Source organism: Pseudomonas sp. NFX224, from assembly GCF_048565165.1.
Classification (GTDB): Bacteria; Pseudomonadota; Gammaproteobacteria; order Pseudomonadales; family Pseudomonadaceae; genus Aquipseudomonas.
Map to the genome: position 1 here is coordinate 47,886 of NZ_CP183416.1, position 22,979 is coordinate 70,864.

A 22,979-nucleotide genomic window follows, 5' to 3' on the forward strand; every position below is an offset into this window, starting at 1 on the left:
TAGCAAAGGGTTGAGCACTGATGGCAGCTGAGGTTCGCCGAAAATAGGCGCAGTAGCGTTTACGCTTCGTTGCATAAACGGGACATATCGGCACCGAACTGCTGCATTCCAGTCGCTGTTCTATTCAATGTTGCCGATATGATCGAACTGCGCAACAAAGCGTCATTGATCCAGCCCTATATCATCAGCAGGCAATCAAATAGAGTCGAGGCACTGCTTTAGCCATGAGGCTGCTTGCCATGTCAGCTCCCCAATTAATTTATGTTTTCGACCCGCTTTGCGGATGGTGCTACGCCTGCGCACCGGCACTGGCCGCCCTAGCCCACTCGTGGCCCGACCGGCTAGAAATGCTACCTAGCGGCCTGTTCTCCGAAACCGGAGCACGTGAATTGAGTCCAGACTGGGCTCGTTATGCTTGGGGTAATGATCAGCGGATTGAGGATATGACCGGGCAGATATTCAGCGAGGATTATCATCGCGATGTCCTGTTAGGAAAGAACGTGCGGTTCGACTCAGCCCTGATCAATCGTGCGCTAACTGCCATTCGAGCCATCGATCCAACGCTTGAGCCCAAACTGCTGCATGAGTTGCAGGTCGCACGCTACATCAAAGGACGCAACACCGCTGAGGGTAGTGTTGTGGCGCAGGTCGCGAGCACTGTCGCGTCGCTCGCAGGCCAAGTACTCGACGCATCTGCTTTTGAGAGCCGCCTACATACCGATGAACTGCTTGCGGACGAAACCTATACCCGCATCCAAGCCACTCAACGTTTTATGAACCAACTGAATATCCGTGGCGTACCTCAGTTGCTGTTGCACGCTGATGGAAAGTTCGAGGCCATCGATTCCTCCGAGCTGTATCAAAACCCTGCACCACTGGTGGACAGACTGCGTAGGCGGTTGAGTTAACAGCTGCGGCGATGCCATTAGCGTCTTAATTCTTAAAATGTTCCATCTCTATCGTTCTCCACTCAAAGAGCACCGCAATGACCAAGATCGCCATTATCTATTTCAGTGGTTACGGCCATACCGTCAAGCAAGCCGAAGCCGTACAGCGAGGCGCCAGCTCGGTGGCCCATACCCAAGTCGACCTGCTACGCATCGACGCACAGGGCGACTTGCCTGATGGTATTCTCGACTCGCTCGTTGAGTACGACGCCATCATTTATGGCTCGCCGACTTACATGGGGGGCCCAGCCTGGCAGTTCAAAAAATTCGCCGATGCAACGTCCAAACACTGGTACAACCAGGGGCTGAAAGACAAGGTGGCGGCGGGTTTCACTAATTCGGCATCATCCAACGGCGATAAATATTCCACTATCCAGTACCTCTTCACTCTTTCCCAACAGCAGGGCCAAATCTGGGTCGGGCTCGGCCAACTGCCGGCCAACAAGAAGAGCAGCACGACAAGCGATGTAAACCATGCTGGCGGCTATGCTGGCGCATTGGCAACGTCGCCGTCAGACGCTTCGCCTGACGAAGCGCCCAGCGCTGGTGATCTGCGCACATCCGAATTTCTCGGCGAACGCGTTGCGACCCTCTCCGCACGCCTAGCTCATTAATTCACTCTTCATTCGGACGGTCGCTCCCAGAGCAGCGCGAACAGTCGCTGGAGGGAAAACCTCCTCGCATATCTGGCCACATTCTTTAAGGCGGCCGTACCGAATTACGTACAAGGCCCAAGGAGTCCACATGCCCAATCTCATCATCCCGGCGATATTTGCCACCCTTTTTGTGACAGCCTCGGGCAGCACATTTGCTCAGGGTGAAAGAGAAACAACTGCACTACCTCATTGGTCTCGCGCAGCAGATGCAGGTCTCGCGCGACAGGAGATCTATCCGGTCGAATTCGACGGCAAAATCTATGTAGCTGGAGGCTTGCAGACCCCAGCCCCGGGTTTCACCGCCTACTTTGAAGCCTTTGATGCGAAGCTGAATCGGTGGAGCAAACTAGCACCCCTCCCCGAAGCTCGGCATCACATAGCCCTCGCTGAAACCGGCGGACTGATCTATGGCATCGGTGGATTCTCGGGCGCTTATCCTGACTGGCAGATGCACTCCTCGGTCTTTATCTATAACCCTAAAAACAACCGGTGGTCTGACGGCCCTGGCATGCCACACCCACATGCGGAAGGCGTGGTCGAGGCGGTTCAAGGGAAGGTCTACTCTCTCGGTGGTCGGAGCGCTATGAAGCCGGATGCAAAGCACTTCCGCGATTATGAGGACACTGTCCAGAGTGATGTTCTAGATCCTTCAACGCAACAGTGGCATCGCATTGCGGACGCCCCAAGCGCCCGCAATAGTGCTGGCGGCGCGGTGATTGACGGCAAAATCTATGTAGTAGGCGGTCGAACAGTCGTCAGGCAAGCGGATGGAAACTTGAGCCAGGTGAACGTTGCTACGTTGGAAGTCTATGATCCAGCAACTAACACTTGGACAATCAGGACGCCAATGCCTCAAGCCCAAGGAGCGCCTGCAGCAGCTACCTATGCAGGAAAGCTGTACGTTTTTGGCGGAGAGCAGTGGGTTCCCGAAAAGAAAGCTTTTGCTGAGGGCTGGATCTACGACCCTGCCAAGGACACTTGGTCGGCTTTGCCAGCCCTACCGACACCTCGGCATGGCCTCGGCGCCGGAGTGGTTGCAAACCGTATCTACTTTATTGATGGCGCAACGCAACCAGGTGCGAATGAGCCGAGTAAATTGAATGAGGTGCTCGAACTCCAGCCTAGCCGGTGACGCCGACCCGAATATAGATTTGGCCCGCCCTCCAAGGGTCGGAGTACAACGCTGAGATCTACTACGGCGTGCATGTAGAGAACTGGTTAACCCTAAGACCGAACCTTCAGTACATCCATAATCCCGGCGCGGTCAAAGAAGTAAACGACGCTTTCGTTTTAGGCCTGAAGACAGTCATTGATTTCTGAGCTGATGGTGCCGCTGCTATCCGATCCTAGGCACCATAGGTTCCTAGGTCTGCTCCTTATTGCCCGGTTGAAACCGGGCTTTTAACCTGTAATGCCCCGAAAATATTTTTGTATTCGGTTAGGTCAATCTATTTTTCGGTACCTAGCTCCTCGAGGGCTGCCGGCCTCTGGCCATCCGTACGCTTCAAAAAATTATCCCTGGAGTTCAGCGCAACGCTCTCTGGTGGCCTGAATCCTAACTATCCATGCACAGGCGAAACATCCAATCCCGGCCAAACCCATTACCAAGCACATTGGTCGCGCCGTCCCATCGCTGAGCGCTCCCACCAAGGCGCTAAAGCCCGCACCTAGCGCAAATTGACAAGCGACAGCCAATGCGGCGACAGCTCCAGCTTGGGAGCCACGGAGAGAGAGTAAAGCGGCGACGCAGTTTGCGCCCAGCAACCCGGTGACGCTAATAAACGCCATCGCACAAATGACAATCAATGGCAGACTGCTCAAGTCTAAGTAAGCAGTGAGTATCAGCGTCAGGGCCGAAATAAATGAGACACAAGCTCCTGCGAAAATCATACGTAGGTGACCCCATCTGGAAACATAGTGAGCGTTGATCAGAGTCATGAGAATGATGGCAACGATGTTCGATGCAAATAGCGCCGCATAAGCTGCCGGGGCGACACCGAAATAATTCATATACACAAAGGGTGAGCCCGTGATGAACGCAAACATCCCTCCAAAGCAAAGTCCCATACAGCCAATGTAAGCCATTACCGTCCGGCTCTTGATGAGGTGCAGGTAGCTAGCAAACCCTTTCAAAAGGGTGGAAACCCTTGCTTCGGGAGGATGTGATTCGGGCAAATATTTTGCGGCCAGTAATCCAGAAACCAGAGCTAACGCAAACAACGCTGCAAAAATCGACCGCCAGCCACCCCACTGCAACAAACCGCTACCTAATAAGGGGGCGATCAACGTTGCGAGCATCGTAGCCAAGTGCATCCAAGAGAGTATTTTCGCAGCTTGGCTGACGGGAAAGACATCTCTCACAATTGCCCTGGCCAATACGGATGCAGCCGCGCCGCCTAGGCCCTGGAAGAACCTGAAAAGGATTAGTCGATCGACGTCGGGCGAGAGCGCACACCCCACTGTCGAAGCAAGGTACAGAGCAATGCCGCACTGAAGGACTCGCCGCCTACCAAAGCGATCTGAAAGTGGCCCATGCACAAGCATACCTAGGCACATCGCCAGTAGGAAAACCCCAATACTCGATTGCACTGCTGACTCATTCGTCATCAGCTCTCGACCAATCTGTGGAAGCGAAGGCAAGTAGGTATCAATCGACAGTGGTGGAAATGCAGTGAGTGATGCTAGCAACGCTATGGTGCCACGCCTTGCGCGTAGATCAGACATGCTTCACCTTTGTAATTCGCTCTGCTGCCAAATCCAGAAGCGCGATCGGGAATCGTAATAGGCCCCCGTCCGAGCAAAAAACTGCGATCGTGATGGCTGGAGTTAGGAGCAGAAAATATGGTTGCCGGACAATGAGGGACATGCCGTTTAAGCTCATGCCCCATGTGCTCAAATACTCGTGATCAGTTCGATGTTAGCGAGTGATTACAGCGACCAATACACGTTTGAAATTTTCGATATCCTCAGGCTCAAAGCCTTCGAAAACTTGGTTCTGCTGCTCGCGTGCAATCTGCCAAAGCTGCTCAGTTTGCTCGACGCCAGAAGGGGTCAGACCTACCCTGCCATCGCTTTCTGTCACCAGGCCTCTGCGAACGAGATTAGCGACGGCCTCATCAACTTCGCGCTGGGGCATCGCGACCTCACGAAGCAATTCACCCTGGCTAAGCTGCGCGTCATTCTCCAGCACCATCAACATACGAGCTTCGCTGGTACGTAAACCAGTAGCCAATTGTCGTGGCTGATAACCGCATTGATAGCTTCGTACAGCCTGGGTCATAAGGTAGTAAAGATTTCCCGCCAAGCGTCCCTCAAAGCTGCTTGCTGGATGGGTCACGGACTCTTTTGATGCAAGTTGAGGGTGAGGAAGTACCATTGAATACGCACCCTGATGATACAGAAGCGGAGATCGTCCATAGTCATCGAAGCGGACGACCTTGCCGATCATGATCCAATGATCCCCACCGTCTACTTGCTGGTATTTTTCGCAATGCAGCCGCGCTGAGCACCCGTCAAACACTGGAGCTCCGCCCTCCCCATCCTCAAAACTGATGCCTGCAAATCGATCGTCCTTGGTACGGGCAAAATTGTTTGAGATATCGATTTGATTCGCTGCGAGCACGTTAACCGCGAAGTGGCTCGCTGCCTCAAAAACCTCATGACTGCTCGAGCGTTTGTCGATGCTCCAGAGGATGAGAGGAGGATCGAGTGAAACGGAGTTGAAACTGTTGGCCGTCACGCCTACGCGCTTGCCATCCTCTGTTGCTGCAGTGACTACCGTCACACCTGTAGCAAAGTTGCCGAGAGCACGACGAAATGCGCGAGCATCAAATTCAATAGACATGCAAGACTCCTGGCGCCGCGATAAGCAGCACGCTTGATTATTATTTTTGAAAGGGAGATCAAACCATCGTTGGGTCGGGTTCAAGCCCCATCAGCTCACGCCCTAAAATTTGTGCACATACGTCGTAATCCGTGTAGGCATGAGCCCCTGTCATGTGGGAGTCGCGCCACAATCGCTGAAGCTCATTACTCTCCATCCATGCCCCGCCACCGGCGGCTTCAAAGAGCCGATCAACTGCCTGGATGCACATCTTCACCGCATACGCCTGGTTGGTACGCCAGAACGCGAGGGTATCTTTAGACGGGTACTCATGACGTTCACCATGCGCAGCATGGTCTTGCCACGTCTTCTCCAAGAATGCGCGTGCAGCCGCAATCTGGTGGGTCGACTCGGCTAGGCGCATGAGAGCAGGAGTCGCAGCGCCCACTTGAGCCCCGGTGTACGCCCGCACCCGATTGCGCGTCTTCTCTCTGTAGACTTCGAGCATCCGCTCCGCCACGCCGAGGCTGACAGTCGAAAAGCCGCTTGCGAAATATGGACGATATGGCGTGTAGTAGATTTTGCTGTCGGGGTACAGGCCAAACCCTGCGGATTTGCCTTCCATCATGTCCTTGGCTTTCTGAATGCGGTGGTTCGGGACAAAGACGTTATCAACGCTCAGCGTCTTGGTTCCGCTCCCCCTCATGCCAAGGGCAAACCAGTCATCGAGGATTTGATAGTCGCTTCGAGGCAGAACTGCAAAGCAGTAGTCCTGGCCACCCTCGGCGTTCTGCCGGCGACATCCCATGATCGCCCATTCAGCGTGATCGCTACCGCTACTCCATCCCATCTGACCACTGAACATTACCCCACCTTCAACCTCTTGGACTTTACCGAAAGGGGCAATACTGCTACTGGCGGTCGCGTCCGGATTTTCGAGCCACAGCTCGTCCTGAAACTGCTTGGGAAACATAGCGAGTTGGTGGCTATGAGTACAGAGCAAGCTCATCGCCCAAGCTGTGCTGGCGCAAGACCCTGCCAAAAGCGCGATGCAGTCGCAAAACTCGGGAAGTGACATTTCAAGGCCTCCGTATACCCGGGGCTGAAACGCACGATGCAAGCCAATGCTTTTGAGAAGCGCGATGTTTTGCTCTGGTACTTTTCGATCTTTTTCTGCCTCTGCAGCATTAGCTGCAATCGTCGGCAGAACTGACTTCAGATCTTCAAGCAAGGAGTTTGGCTGCTTCATTGGGACACCTGTTGTTATTGGATTTGGTGTCCAGTATTACGGGCATTCACCATGTTCGAAATGGACGTTCCACGGAGACTATTGCACTTTTCATAGACCAAAAACGTAGCACCCACTCCATCACAATGTCGATTGAATGACTCGTATTCCCTCACTCACACCAAGATGAAAAACGTGGGCAAGCACCGGCGCATCGTGGGTACCGAGTCGGTTGATGTGACTGGGGAGCTGTCGCTGAGCGTGTAGTGAAACCGACCTGACGCACAGAACCTGGAAGGCGAGAAAATGCCGTAGTAATTACTTGAATCCGCCTTGGGTCAGTCGATATTCGCCGGGAGCCATATGCGCATACCGTTGGAAAAATCGACTGAAGTACGCAGGATCTTTGAAACCCAATCGGTAGCATATTTCGTTAGAGGAGTGCCCAGTGAAAAGCAGCAGTCGCTTTGCCTCCTGCATCAATCGCTCGAGCACAATCCGTTTGGAAGGTAACGCCGCGACTCGCCTGCAGATATCATTAAGCCGCGCCTCGCTAACCCCTAAAGTCTGTGCATAGACCGCAAGAGACAAGTGCTCCAAGTAACGTTCTTCAATCAGGGCGTTAAAGCGATAGAAAACCTGTAGATCCTCATGGCGAGCGGGACGTGCTGATAATGACTGCCCCGCCAAGCGGAACAAGCTAATCATTATCAGACGAGTCAGCGCCTCAAGCGCCGGCCCCCTGCCCACCCCGCGAGCATCAAACTCCCACCGCAACTCATCCAGCATGAAACTCAGGCGGTCAGCCTCTGGCTTGAACTCATCGTCGAGCTTGTCCAGTGCGACGCACACAGGGGACATCGTTGGGGAAGGCGCAAGTCCAGAATCTTGATCGAGCAGACTCCAAACCAGCTGCTGCTTTACGGTCAGTACATGACCTTCACTGTCGGGTTCTGTGGCGAAAGAATGAGGAATAGTCGGAGGGGTGAGGAAAAACATCGGCCCCCGTTCGACGTATTGCTGATCATCCAGATACACACGAACAGCACCGCTTTTGACGTAATGCATCTGAAAAAAACGATCATGTCGATGCACCGGCATGTTACGGCCGAAAAAACCAGCTAGGTTGCTCAACCGGTCGTAATGGATTTCAGCATCGCTGTAACGTTGATCATAGACTTGGCCGATATTGATATTGGGGATCGGCGAACGCACAGTATTCATGGCAGTCGGCTCGTCTTATTTTTAGGCTGGAACAGGCACTCCGACTCACCTGCGCACATGATTTTGAGGTGAGTCGCTTAGTGTGCGAGCGCGATGATGCCGCTGAGTCCAATGGACAGGCTAGTCGCTACAGGAAGTTTGCTCGCTCACCTAACAGCGATGCCACCGTCTCGGCAGCTAAGGATCAGTCAGCTCGGAGATGTTGTACCTCATCGATCGCTTTCTGAAGGCAGTCCATCGCGGGGAAAAGGATCTCAGCCATCCTGTGCGATTTGGACGTGGGTTGGCAGTTTGGCATTGTGAACAAAACATCATCGAATCTGCAGCGCAGATTGGAAAGTGTGTTACTTACGGCTGGCTGACCAACACCCAGACGCTTGGAAGCCTTCACCACCCCCCTCTCTTGGTAGATCACAAGAAAGGTTAGGAGCTCGCGTAGGTCATTTCCTTCAAAAGTTTTTATTCTCGAACCGGGCATTGCTTAGGACGCCGTTCTGTACTCATTCCTCACGATGCTATTACTCCCCCATCCCTAACGCTTTGCTCCCTACGCCAAGCATTGTGCCCTCCGCGCCAAGGAAGCTAGAGGATTCCAAAATTTACAGGCCACTACAAAGCATGCCTCACGGTTACGAATTGGGCAGGCTGCTCAGTATTGGCGTTTTGAACACTTTGAAGAATTTGAACGATTTATCGAGTGGTATGCCTGATGTAGTCCCGCCTGGTAGGGGGCGGTAAAACCCTCCCTCTCGTATGCTGGAAAAACCAGCTTATGCGGCTCTTGGTAATGTTGGGAGCCGTTTTTTTTCGTTCGAGTTAATCGTTGGCTGGCTACCGAATCGATCATGACTAAGAGAGTCGATCGTGACGCTGAGAGGTATGGTGCACTGTCATAAATTGTCTCAGCTTAAGCCCGTCCCGTTCTTGAAATCGTCTTGTTTTGCCGGTACTTCTAGATCACCAATGTCATGCACGGAAGCAACCATGCACGAAAGATTCAGAGTGATTGAGACCACCACACTAGACGATGGCAGCAAGCGATATCGAGATCGTTGATCTCGTCGAGGGCGGTTCGGCCAGCAAGAATGGTGTGTTCAAAGTTAGGACAGAGGCAGACGCTGTGTGCTCAGCGTTGAACGCTGAAGGCCGTATATCACAGGATGAACACCACGCTTCATCTGCAGCCTCGCTCTGACATGGCTGTTAGTTTTAAGCCTGGAGATCACGGCGCTTTCTGTATGGGATAGCTACAAGGTCGGCATGGACTCACGCTCTGAAATGCTCACAGCAATAGTTTTGAAAAATCACAGCATTCGACTGCTAGCTGCGCCACATTTTGATTCAATCCAAATTGGCGATCATTGCGGTGAAGCGCGGTGTAGCGAATTCTTGGCAGTCCAGGTGTTGTGACCAATGCTCGCAACGCACCTTGGTCGATCAAGTGGGATAGACAGGCCTTAGGGAGGTAACTGACCCCAACCCCCGACAAAGTGAGACCGACCTGCACCAACAAATTGTGGCTGGTGATGGTCTTGAGCATCTGCACGTTGTGCGAGGCCAGCCATCGCTCGTAGATCAAGCCCGTGCCCGACTGTGAACCTTGGGTCAATACCGTGCACCCGGCCAAGACTTCGATCCTCACAGGATCCGGATCCGAGATCAGACTCGGAGCACACATCCAGGCATTCTCAACGCTTTTCAGTGGAGTGCTTACGAATCGAGCATCGTTGTAAACATCCGGCACGATGACTAGATCGAGCTGATTATTCTCCAGTTTGCGGAACAACTCACTGCTCAGTTCCACCGACGGTTCGATCTGCACTTTGGGATAAGCCTGTCGCAACGCCTCTACTAAGGCAGGCAACCAGGTAAGGGCAGTGAGCTCGGTGACCCCAAGGCGAAACCTTCGTACCAGGACTTCACGAGCACTCACGCGCTCCAGCAAATAGTCGCGACGTTCCAGCAAGTCCTTAGCGTAATCCAGCAGTTCCCCACCCTTTTCGGTCAACCGGGCATTGCGCTTGCTACGGTCGAAAATCTCCACGTCGAAGGTTTCTTCAAGCTCCTGGATGCGCTTGGAAATAGCCGACTGAGACATGTTGAGCTTATTTGCCGCCGCTTCGAAGCTGCCGAGTTCGGCTATCCAGTAAAGCGCGTCAATTTGCTTGAAGGTGATCATGACAACACCACATGAAAAAAAGCGATGCTAACGCATAATAAAATATCGCTAAAACTGTTTCTTTTTCACTCCTAAGATCGAGCCACAGCCCTGACCGGCTGCTACCTCAAACTTTCGGAGATCAGCCATGTCCTTGCCCGGTTCACGCATTCTTCCCAATCCACCGCTAGCCGATGCCGAAGTGCTGGAAGCCTTCACCAACGTGGTGACGCCGCACATCAGCGACAACCTGGGTCGCCACATCGGCGCTCGCGGCCTGACTCGTTACAACCGCAGCGGAAAGCTGGTGGGCACCGCCCTGACGGTCAAAACCCGCCCAGGCGACAATCTTCTGATCTACAAAGCCATGAGCATGCTGCAGCCAGGCCATGTATTGGTGGTAGACGCCCAAGGCGATACCAACAACGCGGTGATTGGCGAATTGGTCAAGCTTTACGCCCAGCAACGAGGTTGCGTCGGGTTCGTTATTGACGGTGCGATTCGTGACGTCGCCAGTTTCGAGGACACGCCTTGCTACGCCCGCAGCGTTGTGCACTGTGGCCCCTACAAAAGCGGCCCTGGAGAGATAAACGTGTTGGTGCTGACGCCGAATTGACCCAGTGGCCGATACCACGCTGACCCAACACCAAACGGCAAAGATCCAGCGCTGGTGTGTGTCACGAACGCTGGCGTAAGCCAGCGATGCTGTATCAAAGATGGGAGTAGGCCTCCCGGAGTCTGCTTGCAGGAGCTGGCTTCAAACCACCCGGTGCTGCTGCGTTCAAAAGGCGTGGTGGTGAGCGACCGTTGGAAAAGGCGCCGATAACGGCGTCAGGTACGTATTGAGAAGATGAGCGAAAGCAAACCGTCCGAAGACGCATCGTTATGGATTCAAATGCTGTCAAAACCGAGGTCGACCAGTAGCCTCGAGATCAGTCTGGAAGATACCTGTCTACTGTCCAGATGGCAGCCGGTGTATAGGCGGCATGAGCTCAATACAGGCTTTGATAGGGAACGTGAGAACCTCGCCTTTGATGCCAAGGAAAATGACAAGCGGCTACCACCGCAAGGAAGAATACCGATGCAGAGGTCGAGGGGCGGAGCCATTCGTAGTAGTGATGAAGTTCTTGTAATGGGAATGGAGCGAAGGGGTGGCGTTGCCCAGCTGGCTTATGTCATCAACCTGCTTCGGCGGGGAGGAGTGGTATGAGCACAGCAAAGTCGTACAGCATTTCCAAACTGACAGTTTGGGAGGCCTTCCAGCGAGTGAAAGCCAATCGAGGAGCCGCTGGGATAGATGAACAGTCTATTGCCCAGTTCGAGCAGAAGCTGCAACGCAATCTGTACAAGGTTTGGAACCGGATGGCATCGGGTTCCTATTTTCCGCCTGCGGTTCGGCAGGTGGAAATTGCGAAGCAATCAGGAGGCAAACGCAAGCTGGGTATTCCAACCGTCGCTGATCGTGTGGCTCAGACCGTTGTCAAGCTGCTCATAGAGCCTCGACTGGACAGCCTTTTCCATCCGGACTCCTACGGGTATCGACCAGGAAAATCAGCCAAACAGGCGGTCGAGATCACTCGGAAACGCTGCTGGAATATAAATTGGGTGGTGGAGTTTGATATCAAGGGTGCTTTTGATCATATCGATCATGAACTGCTGCTCAAAGCGGTTAGGCATCATGTGAAGGATGACTGGATCGTTCTGTATATCGAGCGGTGGCTCAAAGCGCCGTTTGAGACCGCTGATAGCGTCCAGGTGCCGCGTGATAGCGGTACACCCCAAGGTGGGGTGATCAGTCCTTTGCTGATGAATCTGTTTATGCACTATGTATTCGATGCCTGGATACAAAGGACGTTTCCGGGCTGTCCATTTGCACGCTATGCCGACGATGCGGTGGTTCATTGCCGCAGTGAAAAGCAGGCATGTGAGGTGATGGCGGCAATCAAGGCGCGCTTGGAGGCGTGTTTGCTGAGCATGCACCCGGACAAGTCGAAGATCGTTTATTGCAAGGACTGTAACCGTAAAGCAGATTACCCAACGACGCAGTTTACGTTTCTGGGATTCACCTTCCGGCCACGGGAGGCATGGGGCAATCATGGACGCCGGTTTACCAGCTTCCTGCCCGGTGCCAGTAACGAGGCTCTGAAACGGATGCGTAAACAAACTCGCCGCTGGAATATCCAGCGACAAACACCAGCCAGCCTTCTGGAACTGTCAAAGCAGTACAACGCTACCCTTCGAGGGTGGTGGAATTACTATGGGGCTTTCTACAAAACGGTGATGCGCAAGGTCTTCAATCACTTTGACTTGAAGCTGCAACGCTGGGCCCGTCAGAAGTACAAACCACTGGCGGGGCACAAGCGCCGCAGTGCTGACTGGCTCAACCGGATGAAGAAAGCCTGTCCATCGTTTTTCGTGCACTGGCATGTCTATGGAAATGAGGTTCGACCGGGCAACGGGAGCCGTATGAGTTGAGAGACTCACGTACGGTTCTGCGAGAGGCTGAAGGTGAAACTCCTACGGCCTACTTACCAATGGTTCACAAGGTAGGAGCCTGGGTCAGTGAAATATCGGTAACTGGGTCAATCCTGCGCTGGCGATAACAAGATGGGGAAACAAAGCGTGCTATCCCATCGTCAGACGCTGAAATTTCAACCTTGCTTTTGCGATCAACCGGCTCTTTCCAAAGCGGAAAACAGGCTGACGAATTCCAATGAAAGCTTATGGCGTGGCGCCAGATGAATCATGGGCACCGACGCTTCATGGGACTCACGCATTTTGACCGTGCTGCTCAAATAAACCGGTAACACGGGCAAGCCTTCGGCCACCAGCTCGTCGATCAGCATTTGGTGCAGGCTGGCACGCGCCACAAACTGGTTCACCACCACGCCTTCCACGATCAACGACTCATTATGGTCAGCTTGCAACTCGGCCACTTGCGCGATGACGTTGTAGAGCGCCTGACGGGAAAAGCTGTCGCAATCGAATGGAATCAGCACGCGGTCGGCGGCGATCATTGCGCTGAAGGTATAGAAATTCAGGGATGGCGGCGTATCGATATAAATGCGTTCGTAATCTTCGGAAAGCTCCACCAACAAGGGGCGCAGCTTATTGATTTTGAATTTTGACTCAAGCTTTGACTGCAGGTCGGCAAGCTCGTGGCTGGCCGTGACCAGGTGCAGATTGTCGTACCGAGTATCAGTGATGGCCACCCGATTTTTTTTGCTGGCCGGCCCGCTGGATAAGGTTTGCTTGAAGAAATCGGCAATCCCCATGGGGATATCATCGCCTGTCAGTCCTGTCAGGTAGTGGGTAGAGTTAGCCTGAGGATCGAGATCCACCAGCAACGTTCTGTAGCCTTCGGCAGCACTGACAGCTGCGAGATTGCAGGCGATGCTGGATTTGCCAACGCCCCCTTTTTGATTGAACACAGCTCGACGCATGAGGGAGGTAACCTGAAAAAGATCTCCCTTGATCATAGGACTGAAACATTTCAGTAATATTTCTACGCGACAATTATGTTTCAGTTTTAAGACAGCGGCTGCCATGCCCTGCCTGCGTCACCCGACTGCAGTCAATGAGAAACGTGTCTGTACTTATGGCATTACAAGGAGGTCGACAATGCAATGCTCGCCGGATGAAATACGCCACCAGATCCTGGACGCCGAATCTGTGTTGAAACGACTAGATATTGAGATGGAAAGGATCGAATTTGATCCGCTGGTACCGTCAAGCGTCACCGCTGCCTACGCCAAGGTCGATCGGGTGATTGAGCATTTGTTGGCGCGGTTCAAAAAAAACCCCATCCTGGGGCCGTTAACCAAAGAGCTGAAGTCCCAGTACCTTGACGGAATTCAAGCCAAGGTAGTGAATGCCAGAAATTACCAATGATGTCTTGTTAGATGACTATACCAACATAAAACCAGAAAGCACCGAAAGCACCGATCTAGAGCCTCTGTTTCATTTTGATACATCTCCAAAATGCATTACTCTCTGCCGCACCAAACGCACAGGGACTCTGCCAATGAATGTCAAAATCGAAGTGAATGAGCAAGGAAGCGGATGCAAGGTCTGGCTCGACGACAACGCTGTGTCATTTCAGAACTTGGAAGATGCGCAGGCCTATGTTGCTCAGCTGCAAGGGCGGATTCAAGCTGCATCTAGCTCGTTCACCTTGAAAGATGAAGGCTCAGAAAAAACCTAAGTGCCACACAGTTAGAGCGCATTCAGCGCAGGTGCTGGTTGTCGAAGCAGTACCTGCCCCATGCCGCGCTTGCTGCGGTTACTGCATTGCGGTAGCGATCATGTTCAGCCCAATCATCCTCGTTAAAGGGGTACGGAGTGGATTCGATATGCTTGCGATACGCGGCGTAGGCATCTGCAAAATCCTCTTCAAGTCGCTGAGATTCAATCCGATAGTCGCTGCCCATTCGTAGACACTCCCAGGTTCAATGCTCGTTCAACGTGGACGCTAACCAATGGCGTGAACTGCCGAGGTATCGCCCGTGTCGGAGGCGAAGTGCTTGAGCAACGACCTGATTGCCCCCCGAACAGGATGCTTGTCCAAATCCTTTGCGCTGAACCAGCGGCAATCATCAATCTCATTGCCGGCACGAGGCTTCTGATTGAACGTCCGCCGGGCCTCGAACAAAAAATCAATGACCTTGTCGTCCTCGTACTCGCAGACATAAGAGATTTGATCGATAGCCAATCCTGTCTCCTCTGCCATCTCCCGTAAGGCCGCTTGCAAAGGCGTCTCGCCCTGTTCAACGCGTCCACCCGGTAGATTCCACTTTGCGTTGCGTTTGCGCACAAAAAGGATTTGCTCATCCTGGCGTAGGATGACTGTCGCCCGTCGTTTAAGGGTAAGCGTCCGAGCTCAACTGATTACTCGCTGTTGAATGGTGCAGATATCGTTGTGGAGGCAGCTACAGAGAACCTGGACTTAAAGCTGCGGATAGCCAAAACATCCAAGAGGATCGTGGGTAATGGCCAAGCGTCTGCCTTTCAGTCATAAGAAGATCCGTTCTCTAAGATGATGGATAGTCAATTTCTCTGCCGCAGCTACCGGAGGAGCTCGTCGTTCATTCAGCTGTCATTTCGGCTAATTTCGCTAACTCACGACGGTTGCCTGCAAGGCATGGGCGCATGCATCAAGGCGTCGCTGCCGGACTCAGGCGATGCCTTGATGATTGTCATGAACGGATGCTGTTATTTGCGCTGAGCGGAGCGCCCTAAAGGTGCTTCGCTACCGACTTCGACATTGTTCTGTAGGCCGGCACTTCCATCACATGACCTTGCACGCTGGCCATTACCGAAGGCGCCATAGGGATAGCCACCGGACTGCGGGCGGCTGACCTTCTCCAGCCTCTGCGTCGCTTCCTCGCTCAGGTGAAGATCGGCCGCGCCAAGATTGTCTTTGAGGTGTTCAAGGGTGCGTGCACCAAATATCGGGGCGGTCACCGCTGGCCGGTCGGCAAGCCAGCTAAGGGCAACCTGGGAAGGCGTAGCCCCGATTTCCTGAGCAACCTGCACTACCGCTTCGATAGTCGCCCAGTTCTGATCCGACTCGGCGTATTCGGCCGATACCCATTGATAAAGCGGCTTCTCGGAACCGGCACGAGTGTTGACTGCAGGAATACTGCCGCGCTCGTACTTACCCGCCAGGAATCCACCGGCAAGCGGAGACCAAGGGAGCAGGCCGATACCATTGTGAAGCGCTGCTGGCACTATCTCCCATTCGATCTCGCGCGACAGCAAGCTGTACTGCGGCTGCAAGGTCACTGGGAGTGTGGCACCGAGGCGTTGAGCCGTGGAGATAAAAAGCTGCAACTGCCACCCCAGGAAATTGGAGAGCCCGATGTAATGAATCTTGCCCGCGCGAACCGCGTCATTAAGAAAAAGGATGACTTCTTCAACGGGCGTCAGAGGATCCCAGGCATGAAGCTGATAGAGGTCAATCGAGTCTCTCCCAAGGTTGCGTAGCGACTCATCCAGCAACCGATTCAGCCCTGGTCTGGAAAGCCCAGCGGCGTTGACACCAGCGTGGGTGGAGAATCGTCCTTTGGATGCAAGCACAACGGTGTCGGTGATGTCGCGCGGCCGGTTGGCAAACCAACGGCCTACTATCGCTTCGGACTGGCCGCCCATGTAGACATTCGCCGTGTCGATCAAATTGCCACCAGCTTCGACGTACGCATCCATGATCGCAAACGCATCCTGCTCGGAGGTTTCACCGGCGAAGTACATCGTGCCGAGCGCAAATCGCGAGACGATTGTGCCGCTGCTTCCAAGTTGTCGACGTTCCATTTTTCGATTCCTCATAATTGGTCACAGTCAGAGACCAGATGGCTCCTCCAGAGCGAAACGCATGCTCCCCCCTGGACTGAAAAGAGATACCCCACTGTAAAGTCGCGCTTATTGAGCGTCTATGCGCTAAAATCCGCATAGACTCATGAATGATAGCCAGCAATGTCAAAAGATAGAATCAGTGATGTACAAGCCTTTCTGGCAGTTTCTCGTGAACTGAGTTTCTCTCGGGCAGCGGTCAAACTAGGGCTGTCACCTTCGTCGCTAAGCCACACGGTGCGAAGCCTGGAAGAGTCATTGGGTGTGCGCCTGCTGACACGCACCACGCGCAGCGTTTCGTTGACAGAAGCAGGCGCGCAGCTACTGAAATCTGTGGCCCCCCGCTTGGCTGAGGTCGAGGCAGAACTCAATGCTATTGGCGAGTTCGCGCTCAAACCAAAAGGCACTGTGCGAATTACGTCTACTGACTACGCGGTCGATACGTTGATATGGCCACGTCTAACTAATGTGCTCACTGAATATCCCGAACTGAAGATCGAGATTTCCATCGATTACGGGCTCACCGATGTGGTCGCCGAGAGATTTGATCTCGGCGTTCGAAATGGCGACCAGGTTGCTCAGGACATGATCGCTGTTCGTATTGGGCCCGACCGCCGTATGGTGATAGTGGGTGCCCCATCGTATTTCGACCGTGCTCCAAGGCCGAAAAAACCTGAAGACTTGCTGAGCCATAACTGCCTCGCTCTAAGGTTCGCCAGCGGCGGGCTCTACGCATGGGAGCTGAAGAAAGGCACTCATGAAACCCAGGTGCGCGCAGAAGGACAGTTCATCTGTAACGGCAGCTCACAGCTCCTAAACGCAGCCCTGTCAGGCGTTGGCCTTGCCTTCGTTCCAGAGGATCTAACGACCGAGTACGTTGCCGACGGTCGCTTGGAATTCGTCATGGAGGACTGGTTCCCGACCTTCGCCGGCCTTCATGTTTACTACGCAAGCCGTAAGCAAATGTCCCGTGGCGTAGAGGTCGTTATTGATGCCCTTCGTTATCGTGACGCCCCAGAATGATCAGCGCATGATGAAACCACCATCCACCGAAATGGATTGCCCGGTCACGTAGCTGGAAGAAGCGCTACTCAACCAGAGGACGGCGTCAGCGATTTCTTCGGGTTGACCATGCCGGCCCATCGGCACGGCCTTGGTCATGCCTTCAAGAGCCTCGCCCTGCCCCGATGCGACCATCTGATCAACCATCGGTGTCCAGATCAGCCCCGGGCATACCGCGTTGACCCGAATGTTACGGGCGGCATATTCAAGCGCGGCGCTCTTGGTCAGGCCGATCACACCATGCTTGGCAGCGTGATAGTTGGCGCGTTCTGCACCACCCACCAGTCCACCTAGCGAAGAGCAGTTCACGATGGTGCCGCTACCTTGACGGCGCATGTGCTCCAGTTCGAACTTCATGCAGGCCCAGACGCCACGAAGGTTGATGGACATGACGCGGTCATAGTCGTCGACGGTCGCATCGGCGATTTCGGCCAGGATGTTCTGGATACCTGCGTTGTTGAACGCCGCGTCGAGTTGCCCGAATGTAGCGATGGTCTCCTTGACCATGGCCTCGACCTGATCAGTGTCGGCGACGTCACAGCGAAGACCAATGGCCGTGTAGCCAGCGGCAACCAGTGCCTCGGCCTGTGCCTTTGCTGCCTCCCCGTTGACGTCTACAAGCGCAACTGCTGCCCCGGCCTGGGCGAACGCCTTAGCGGTCGCCAGACCAATACCAGACGCTGCACCGGTGACCAGTGCAACTTTGTTTTCAAACGAAAAGCTCATCGAAAATCCTCGACTTTAAAGGTGATTAGATTCGGGTCGTGCCCACAGCACACAGGCTGCCGCGAGTAGACAGCCAAGTCCGCAGGCACCCACGACCAGGCCCATAGGCCAGGGGGTACCATCGGCAAACTTGGCCACCAGTGCGGAGCCCAAAATGCCGGCGCCATACTGCATTGCACCGGCGAGTGCCGACGCGGTGCCGGAAAATTGGGGAAGGCAGTTCAAAGCCCCAGTGATGGCGTTTGCCAGGACAAAGCCTGTGGCTGTGACGAATACGAAACAGCCACAGATGAGCAGCGGCAGCCCGCCCCAATCGGCCCAGGTGGTGAATGCAATCACGCCCCCGGCAATAGCCGAGATGACCCCACCAACCAACAGCACCGCATCGGCGTCATGGCGATTGAGCAATCGAGCGTTGAGCTGATTAGTCACCATGAGCCCAACGATGCCGGCCCCGAACAGCGCGCCGTACCACTGCGGATCAACATGGTGGTAAGCGATGTACGCAAAGGGCGAGCCCGCGATGTAGGCAAAGGTACCGGCGTAAAAGAACCCGCCAGTCGCGACATAGGCCAGGAACCTGGGCGTGCGCAGTAGCACGCCATAACGCTGCACGATGGTGGTTAGCGAAGTAGGGCTGCGCCGATGAGCTGGCAGGGTTTCAGGTAAAAGTATCAAGCTGGCAAGCGTGGCCAGGCCCAGCAATACCAGCGTCCAGAAGATGGCTTGCCATGAGAACAGATGCAAAATCTGCCCGCCGACAGTAGGGCCCGCCAGTGGCGCGACCGCCATGATGGTCATCAAGGTCGACATTTTCTGCCCGGCTTGGCGGCCTTCATAAAGGTCGCGCACCATTGCCCGTGCGAGAACCACATTGGCACAGGCGCCCAACGCTTGCACCACGCGCCAGGCAATCATGGTCGTACCATCACTGGCCAGAGCACAGCCGGCGGATCCCGCAATGAACAGGAGGCAGCCAAGTACAACAGGCAGCCTTCGTCCAAATCGATCACTGAACGGCCCCCAGAAAAGTTGCCCTGCACTGAACCCAGCAAGGTATCCGCTCACAGTTAGCGCCATCGTGCCGCCGTCTGCGTGCAACGAGCTCGCCATGATCGGCATCGCTGGCAAATAGAGGTCAGTGGAAATCGACGCGAAGGCCAGCAAGGCGCTGAGGATTAATAGAGTGCGAATGCCGTGCTGCGGATCATGTCCCGTTTGCGTTTCTCGGGAGCGAGACTCAGCCAATGCGATCTCTCTCACTGCGCGTTGCCTTCAGGCAAAATCCGAACAGTCGCAGCTCTTGAGCGCTCGCTGATCATGGGCGCCAGGTAGTTGCTCGTGCTGTACTTGGCTCGGTACGCATCATCGATGCGATCATTGACCGCACCGCTGACCGGTTCAAATCTGACGTCGATCGCCTTACCGGCTGCGATGATCCTCCCAGCCTTCTGCTTAAGTGCTGCCTGGTACCAACGAGACTGGACGCCGTTGTAGGCACGCACGTAGAGGTCACCTGCCACTTCGACGCACCAGATGAATGTGGGCGTACCGTAGTTCACCCTGTCTTCTCGAAACACAGTGATATGTAGATCGTCTGCTTTGACGATACTGCCAAGCTGGCCCTGATCCCACCTCATGGTTGCCTCCTTTGGCTGCGACGCGCCGACCGCTTCCGCACTTGTAACGCCGGTGCTGATGCCACTGCAGATAGATAACAAGCTCAATGCCATAGCTGGAAGCAGTCGTGTGCTCATGTTTGAGTCCTCTGCGGCTAGGGTCAGCGAGCGCTGATATGCGATGAAAAATTCAAGTGTGCTAACGCTAATCATTGAGGGAGCCCTTGAATACCGGGCAAATGCGGGATGTTCTACTGAGCAGCACTCATCAATCGCCTGGAAGGCCGGGATAGAGCTGCGATCCGAGAGACCGCTCCTGCGGTTATGGATTACTGAGCCCTGCTCATCGGATCATGTTGTTTTTGGCCGGTAGTACAGATGGGGATCCTGATCTAGCTTGTCCGCTCGACCGCCCACTGAGCAGGAGCTTGCCTATGAGAGCAATCATCAAAATGTCTTCGCTGGCCGCAATGGTGTTTACGGCCGTGTCTGCCCATAGCGCCGATATTCCAAAAGACCAGGCCATGGCTATCACGAGAAATGGCGAACAGGCTTCGATGATGGGAGCTCCAGCCAACTTCGTTGGGAACGCACGGATTGATCCCATCTTTGCAGCGCGCGCGCCATCCACAGTCTCTGCGGGCGCTGTGACTTTCCAGCCGGGCGCGCGATCGGCCTGGCATACCCATCCGAAAGGTCAGACCCTGATCGTCACGGCGGGTACCGGCTGGGTACAACAAGTGGGTGGTAAGAAAACCGTTATCAAACCGGGCGACGTCATCTGGACGCCGCCTGGCGTCAAGCATTGGCATGGCGCTACGGCCACTACAGGGATGACCCACATTGCCATCCAGGAAGCCGTCGACGGGAAAAACGTGGAGTGGATGGAGCCAGTCAGTGAAGCGCAGTACGAGGCGTCCCGGTGAGTTTGGCTAAAGCAGGTATCGCCTGCCTGACCCTGTTACTGGCCGCGTGCTCGTCTACAAATCGCTCTCCAGCAGTACCCACACTGGATGACATGCGTGCGGTATCTCCCGCCTTGGCTCATAACACTGAGACCACTTTGCTGGGTGAGGTATGGAAACGCCCTGGCTTATCGCCCCGCGATCGCAGCCTCGTCACCCTTGCGGTGTTGATTTCCAAGCAACAGACAGTCGAGTTGGCGTATCACCTGAATCTTGCACTGGATAATGGCGTCAAGCCTTCGGAAATATCCGATACCATCAACCACCTTGCGTTCTACACCGGGTGGGGAAATGCGACCGCGACAATCCTGATCACCAAAGACGTATTTGCGAAGCGCGGCATTACGTCGGATCAATTACCGCCCATCTCCCCCCCCCTGCTGCCTATCGACCAGGCCTCCGAGAAAGTGCGCACGGCGTATGTCGACAGGAACGTCGGCCCTGTATCACCAGGCCTTGTTCACTACACGAGCGCTTCGCTGTTCCACGATTTGTGGCTGCGCCCGGGATTGGCACCGCGTGATCGAAGCATGATCACCGTCAGTGCGCTGATCGCCACCGGACAGGTCGCTCAACTGGCGGCCCACCTCAATCGGGCCATGGACAACGGACTGACGCAGGCCCAAGCCTCGGAAATGTTGACCCAGCTGGCGTTCTACACCGGCTGGCCGAATGTGTTTACCGCTGTGCCGGTCGTCAATGAAGTGTTTACCAGCAGACAGAAATCCTGAGGAGAACGCAAGGATGAGTGACGACAGCAAAACTGGCCAAGGGCCTGCCAGCATTGGCCGCCGCAAGATCATGCTGGCGGGCGCCAGCCTCGCCGCTGCGCCCTTGTTCGTAGGCACCAGAAGCGCGGCGGCGATAGCCGAGCCAGCCCCAATTAAAGGCCCATATACGGTACTAGCGTATGCCACCAAAGGCGCCAAATCGGGCTTCGCGCCCATGCAGATTCAGCGCAGAGCTGTAGGGCCAAAAGACGTATTGATCGACATCGAGTACGCAGGAATTTGCCATTCGGACATTCACACCGCGCGCAGCGAATGGTCGGCGACTCCCTATCCTTGCGTGCCAGGGCACGAAATCGTTGGCAAGGTGGCAGCGATAGGCGAACAGGTCACCAAATTCAAGGTGGGCGACTACGCCGGTGTGGGCTGCATGGTCGACTCCTGCGGTGAATGCGAAAACTGCTTGGCCGATCGGGAGCAGAACTGTCTGAAAGGAACCACCTTCACCTACGCCTCACCCGATAAAGCAATGGGCGGCATGACGTACGGAGGCTATTCCGAGCGGATTGTGGTCAAGGAACACTTTGCCATTCGAATGCCGGCGGGTGCGAACCTGGCCGCTATGACACCGCTGCTCTGCGCAGGGGTCACCACGTTTTCGCCGATGCAACACTGGCAGCTGAAGCCTGGCCAACGAGTAGGCGTTATTGGCATGGGAGGTTTGGGCCATGTAGCCGTGAAGCTGGGCGTAGCTAGACGGGCAGAGGTCACTGTCTTCACGACGACATCGAACAAGCTCGAAGACGCGAAACGGATGGGAGCCCATGACGCCGTGCTGTGGAGCGACAAATCCGCCTTTACACGCTTAGCCAACCATTTCGACTTGATCATCTCTACGGTGCCGGAATCTTATCCAATGCAACACTTCGTCGACATGCTGAAGCTCGATGCGACGTTCGTCAATGTGGGAGCGCTGGGCAAACTGGAAGGCCTCGACGGCATGCTCATGGCATTCGGACGCAAGTCCTTTGCCGGCTCATTGATCGGCGGTATTGCCGAAACCCAGGAAGTCATCGACTACTGCGCTGCCCGCAATATCACTGCAGACATCGAGATGATCAAGCCTGAGCAGATCGACATCGCATACAAGCGAGTTATTGCTAAGGATGTGCGGTACCGCTTCGTGATCGACTTTGCGTCCGCACGGACGGCCTGACACGGCTGCAATCCACGCGAGTTATTGATATAGCCAAACGGTATCGCTCAGGTGTGTGCCGTCACAGGGTACGATGTTTTCCTGCTGGATATCAGCCAGGACGCTGTGGATCGGGGCATGAGCACACTGCGTAAGAATCTAGATCGGCAAGTAGCGAAGCAGACACTAACCCAGCAAATTGCTGACGATGCCTACCCGCGCATTGGGCAGCGACTAAGCGTGCATTCAAACTCTATCAACCTTTGAAATTTACTGGCCACGGCAGATGCAAATATGCGG

Annotated in this window: 24 protein-coding genes and 2 pseudogenes; 13 read left to right on the forward strand and 13 right to left on the reverse strand. The window is 54.6% G+C overall.

Annotation, left to right across the window (positions count from 1 at the left end):
- Positions 1-239 precede the first annotated feature (239 nt).
- The 4 genes and pseudogenes from ACNYC6_RS00220 to ACNYC6_RS00235 form a co-directional block, all read left to right on the forward strand.
- Positions 240-908 (forward strand): DsbA family protein, encoded by a 669-nt coding sequence (locus tag ACNYC6_RS00220; RefSeq protein ID WP_419710539.1) that lies wholly within the window; start codon positions 240-242, stop codon positions 906-908.
- A 77-nt stretch (positions 909-985) separates the two neighbouring features.
- A complete protein-coding gene (locus ACNYC6_RS00225; protein ID WP_419710540.1) occupies positions 986-1,561 on the forward strand; it encodes a flavodoxin family protein in 576 nt (191 codons plus the stop codon).
- A gap of 130 nt (positions 1,562-1,691) precedes the next feature.
- Positions 1,692-2,735 carry a Kelch repeat-containing protein gene (locus tag ACNYC6_RS00230; protein ID WP_419710541.1) on the forward strand — a complete coding sequence of 348 codons (1,044 nt, stop codon included), beginning with the start codon at positions 1,692-1,694 and terminating at the stop codon, positions 2,733-2,735.
- A 29-nt stretch (positions 2,736-2,764) separates the two neighbouring features.
- Positions 2,765-2,923: pseudogene (locus ACNYC6_RS00235) on the forward strand (carbohydrate porin); the annotation flags it as partial.
- 192 nt (positions 2,924-3,115) lie between these two features.
- On the opposite strand, the gene ACNYC6_RS00240 reads toward ACNYC6_RS00235, so the two are convergent.
- From ACNYC6_RS00240 to ACNYC6_RS00265, 6 genes are all read right to left on the reverse strand, one after another.
- Positions 3,116-4,327, reverse strand: a complete 1,212-nt coding sequence (locus tag ACNYC6_RS00240) for a multidrug effflux MFS transporter (RefSeq protein WP_419710542.1) — start codon at positions 4,325-4,327, stop codon at positions 3,116-3,118.
- A 193-nt stretch (positions 4,328-4,520) separates the two neighbouring features.
- Complete coding sequence (locus ACNYC6_RS00245) at positions 4,521-5,447, reverse strand: p-hydroxyphenylacetate 3-hydroxylase reductase component (protein ID WP_419710543.1); 927 nt, start codon at positions 5,445-5,447, stop codon at positions 4,521-4,523.
- A 58-nt stretch (positions 5,448-5,505) separates the two neighbouring features.
- Entirely contained in the window at positions 5,506-6,675 is a 1,170-nt protein-coding gene (locus ACNYC6_RS00250; protein ID WP_419710544.1) for a p-hydroxyphenylacetate 3-hydroxylase oxygenase component, read from the reverse strand.
- A 297-nt stretch (positions 6,676-6,972) separates the two neighbouring features.
- Positions 6,973-7,878: a 4-hydroxyphenylacetate catabolism regulatory protein HpaA gene (gene hpaA, locus ACNYC6_RS00255; RefSeq protein WP_419710545.1), complete on the reverse strand. Its 906-nt coding sequence runs from the start codon at positions 7,876-7,878 to the stop codon at positions 6,973-6,975.
- A gap of 184 nt (positions 7,879-8,062) precedes the next feature.
- Positions 8,063-8,356: a LysR family transcriptional regulator gene (locus tag ACNYC6_RS00260; RefSeq protein WP_419710546.1), complete on the reverse strand. Its 294-nt coding sequence runs from the start codon at positions 8,354-8,356 to the stop codon at positions 8,063-8,065.
- 804 nt (positions 8,357-9,160) lie between these two features.
- Entirely contained in the window at positions 9,161-10,057 is an 897-nt protein-coding gene (locus ACNYC6_RS00265) for a LysR family transcriptional regulator (RefSeq protein WP_419710547.1), read from the reverse strand.
- 127 nt (positions 10,058-10,184) lie between these two features.
- Between ACNYC6_RS00265 and ACNYC6_RS00270 the strand changes: the two are divergent.
- Together ACNYC6_RS00270 and ltrA are read left to right on the forward strand one after the other, a co-directional pair.
- Positions 10,185-10,637: pseudogene (locus ACNYC6_RS00270) on the forward strand (RraA family protein); the annotation flags it as partial.
- Positions 10,638-11,242: 605 nt separating this feature from the next.
- The gene (gene ltrA, locus ACNYC6_RS00275) at positions 11,243-12,511 is read left to right on the forward strand and encodes a group II intron reverse transcriptase/maturase (protein WP_419710548.1); all 1,269 of its coding nucleotides are present in this window, start codon (positions 11,243-11,245) and stop codon (positions 12,509-12,511) included.
- A 194-nt stretch (positions 12,512-12,705) separates the two neighbouring features.
- Here the strand turns inward: ltrA and ACNYC6_RS00280 are convergent, their stop codons facing one another.
- Positions 12,706-13,479, reverse strand: coding sequence for a ParA family protein (locus ACNYC6_RS00280; protein ID WP_419713044.1), 774 nt, complete (start codon positions 13,477-13,479; stop codon positions 12,706-12,708).
- A 178-nt stretch (positions 13,480-13,657) separates the two neighbouring features.
- On the opposite strand from ACNYC6_RS00280, the gene ACNYC6_RS00285 reads away from it, so the two are divergent.
- Positions 13,658-13,927 carry a hypothetical protein gene (locus ACNYC6_RS00285; RefSeq protein WP_419710549.1) on the forward strand — a complete coding sequence of 90 codons (270 nt, stop codon included), beginning with the start codon at positions 13,658-13,660 and terminating at the stop codon, positions 13,925-13,927.
- Positions 13,908-14,240 carry a hypothetical protein gene (locus ACNYC6_RS00290; protein ID WP_419710550.1) on the forward strand — a complete coding sequence of 111 codons (333 nt, stop codon included), beginning with the start codon at positions 13,908-13,910 and terminating at the stop codon, positions 14,238-14,240. The genes ACNYC6_RS00285 and ACNYC6_RS00290 overlap by 20 nt, the downstream gene beginning before the upstream one ends.
- Positions 14,241-14,262: 22 nt before the next feature.
- On the opposite strand, the gene ACNYC6_RS00295 is transcribed toward ACNYC6_RS00290, so the two are convergent.
- From ACNYC6_RS00295 to ACNYC6_RS00305, 3 genes are all read right to left on the reverse strand, one after another.
- Complete coding sequence (locus ACNYC6_RS00295) at positions 14,263-14,466, reverse strand: hypothetical protein (RefSeq protein WP_419710551.1); 204 nt, start codon at positions 14,464-14,466, stop codon at positions 14,263-14,265.
- Positions 14,467-14,507: 41 nt separating this feature from the next.
- A complete protein-coding gene (locus ACNYC6_RS00300; RefSeq protein ID WP_419710552.1) occupies positions 14,508-14,849 on the reverse strand; it encodes an NUDIX domain-containing protein in 342 nt (113 codons plus the stop codon).
- A gap of 398 nt (positions 14,850-15,247) precedes the next feature.
- Positions 15,248-16,345 (reverse strand): aldo/keto reductase, encoded by a 1,098-nt coding sequence (locus ACNYC6_RS00305; RefSeq protein ID WP_419710553.1) that lies wholly within the window; start codon positions 16,343-16,345, stop codon positions 15,248-15,250.
- Between the two features lie 162 nt (positions 16,346-16,507).
- Here ACNYC6_RS00305 and ACNYC6_RS00310 point away from each other — a divergent pair, with 162 nt between their 5' ends.
- Positions 16,508-17,407 (forward strand): LysR family transcriptional regulator, encoded by a 900-nt coding sequence (locus ACNYC6_RS00310; RefSeq protein ID WP_419710554.1) that lies wholly within the window; start codon positions 16,508-16,510, stop codon positions 17,405-17,407.
- Here ACNYC6_RS00310 and ACNYC6_RS00315 read toward each other — a convergent pair whose 3' ends face one another.
- Genes ACNYC6_RS00315 through ACNYC6_RS00325 form a run of 3 tightly spaced genes read right to left on the reverse strand, consistent with a single transcriptional unit; the run spans position 17,408 to position 19,929 of the window.
- The gene (locus ACNYC6_RS00315; RefSeq protein ID WP_419710555.1) at positions 17,408-18,172 is read right to left on the reverse strand and encodes an SDR family NAD(P)-dependent oxidoreductase; all 765 of its coding nucleotides are present in this window, start codon (positions 18,170-18,172) and stop codon (positions 17,408-17,410) included.
- Positions 18,173-18,187: 15 nt separating this feature from the next.
- Positions 18,188-19,435 (reverse strand): multidrug effflux MFS transporter, encoded by a 1,248-nt coding sequence (locus ACNYC6_RS00320; protein ID WP_419710556.1) that lies wholly within the window; start codon positions 19,433-19,435, stop codon positions 18,188-18,190.
- Positions 19,432-19,929, reverse strand: coding sequence for a DUF2255 family protein (locus ACNYC6_RS00325; RefSeq protein WP_419710557.1), 498 nt, complete (start codon positions 19,927-19,929; stop codon positions 19,432-19,434). The genes ACNYC6_RS00320 and ACNYC6_RS00325 overlap by 4 nt, the downstream gene beginning before the upstream one ends.
- 296 nt (positions 19,930-20,225) lie before the next feature.
- Between ACNYC6_RS00325 and ACNYC6_RS00330 the strand changes: the two genes are divergently transcribed.
- The 4 genes from ACNYC6_RS00330 to ACNYC6_RS00345 are packed head-to-tail and all read left to right on the forward strand — an operon-like array spanning position 20,226 to position 22,946.
- On the forward strand, positions 20,226-20,717 hold the full coding sequence (locus ACNYC6_RS00330; RefSeq protein ID WP_419710558.1) for a cupin domain-containing protein: 492 nt from the start codon (positions 20,226-20,228) through the stop codon (positions 20,715-20,717).
- Complete coding sequence (locus ACNYC6_RS00335) at positions 20,714-21,487, forward strand: carboxymuconolactone decarboxylase family protein (RefSeq protein ID WP_419710559.1); 774 nt, start codon at positions 20,714-20,716, stop codon at positions 21,485-21,487. Before ACNYC6_RS00330 ends, ACNYC6_RS00335 begins: the two co-directional genes overlap by 4 nt.
- 13 nt (positions 21,488-21,500) lie before the next feature.
- Positions 21,501-22,700, forward strand: a complete 1,200-nt coding sequence (locus ACNYC6_RS00340; RefSeq protein WP_419710560.1) for an NAD(P)-dependent alcohol dehydrogenase — start codon at positions 21,501-21,503, stop codon at positions 22,698-22,700.
- A gap of 51 nt (positions 22,701-22,751) precedes the next feature.
- Positions 22,752-22,946: a 3-hydroxyacyl-CoA dehydrogenase NAD-binding domain-containing protein gene (locus ACNYC6_RS00345; RefSeq protein WP_419710561.1), complete on the forward strand. Its 195-nt coding sequence runs from the start codon at positions 22,752-22,754 to the stop codon at positions 22,944-22,946.
- Positions 22,947-22,979: the final 33 nt, after the last annotated feature.

Coding starts and splice junctions, on each gene's coding strand:
- ACNYC6_RS00330 (WP_419710558.1), top strand. CDS start 20,226: ATGAGAGCAATCATCAAAATGTCTTCGCTGGCCGCAATGGTGTTTACG.
- ACNYC6_RS00225 (WP_419710540.1), top strand. CDS start 986: ATGACCAAGATCGCCATTATCTATTTCAGTGGTTACGGCCATACCGTC.
- ACNYC6_RS00260 (WP_419710546.1), bottom strand. CDS start 8,356: ATGCCCGGTTCGAGAATAAAAACTTTTGAAGGAAATGACCTACGCGAG.
- ACNYC6_RS00315 (WP_419710555.1), bottom strand. CDS start 18,172: ATGAGCTTTTCGTTTGAAAACAAAGTTGCACTGGTCACCGGTGCAGCG.
- ACNYC6_RS00240 (WP_419710542.1), bottom strand. CDS start 4,327: ATGTCTGATCTACGCGCAAGGCGTGGCACCATAGCGTTGCTAGCATCA.
- ACNYC6_RS00265 (WP_419710547.1), bottom strand. CDS start 10,057: ATGATCACCTTCAAGCAAATTGACGCGCTTTACTGGATAGCCGAACTC.
- ACNYC6_RS00280 (WP_419713044.1), bottom strand. CDS start 13,479: ATGCGTCGAGCTGTGTTCAATCAAAAAGGGGGCGTTGGCAAATCCAGC.
- ACNYC6_RS00310 (WP_419710554.1), top strand. CDS start 16,508: ATGTCAAAAGATAGAATCAGTGATGTACAAGCCTTTCTGGCAGTTTCT.
- ACNYC6_RS00245 (WP_419710543.1), bottom strand. CDS start 5,447: ATGTCTATTGAATTTGATGCTCGCGCATTTCGTCGTGCTCTCGGCAAC.
- ACNYC6_RS00325 (WP_419710557.1), bottom strand. CDS start 19,929: ATGAGCACACGACTGCTTCCAGCTATGGCATTGAGCTTGTTATCTATC.
- hpaA (WP_419710545.1), bottom strand. CDS start 7,878: ATGAATACTGTGCGTTCGCCGATCCCCAATATCAATATCGGCCAAGTC.
- ACNYC6_RS00305 (WP_419710553.1), bottom strand. CDS start 16,345: ATGGAACGTCGACAACTTGGAAGCAGCGGCACAATCGTCTCGCGATTT.
- ACNYC6_RS00250 (WP_419710544.1), bottom strand. CDS start 6,675: ATGAAGCAGCCAAACTCCTTGCTTGAAGATCTGAAGTCAGTTCTGCCG.
- ACNYC6_RS00340 (WP_419710560.1), top strand. CDS start 21,501: ATGAGTGACGACAGCAAAACTGGCCAAGGGCCTGCCAGCATTGGCCGC.
- ltrA (WP_419710548.1), top strand. CDS start 11,243: ATGAGCACAGCAAAGTCGTACAGCATTTCCAAACTGACAGTTTGGGAG.
- ACNYC6_RS00295 (WP_419710551.1), bottom strand. CDS start 14,466: ATGGGCAGCGACTATCGGATTGAATCTCAGCGACTTGAAGAGGATTTT.
- ACNYC6_RS00220 (WP_419710539.1), top strand. CDS start 240: ATGTCAGCTCCCCAATTAATTTATGTTTTCGACCCGCTTTGCGGATGG.
- ACNYC6_RS00290 (WP_419710550.1), top strand. CDS start 13,908: ATGCCAGAAATTACCAATGATGTCTTGTTAGATGACTATACCAACATA.
- ACNYC6_RS00230 (WP_419710541.1), top strand. CDS start 1,692: ATGCCCAATCTCATCATCCCGGCGATATTTGCCACCCTTTTTGTGACA.
- ACNYC6_RS00285 (WP_419710549.1), top strand. CDS start 13,658: ATGCAATGCTCGCCGGATGAAATACGCCACCAGATCCTGGACGCCGAA.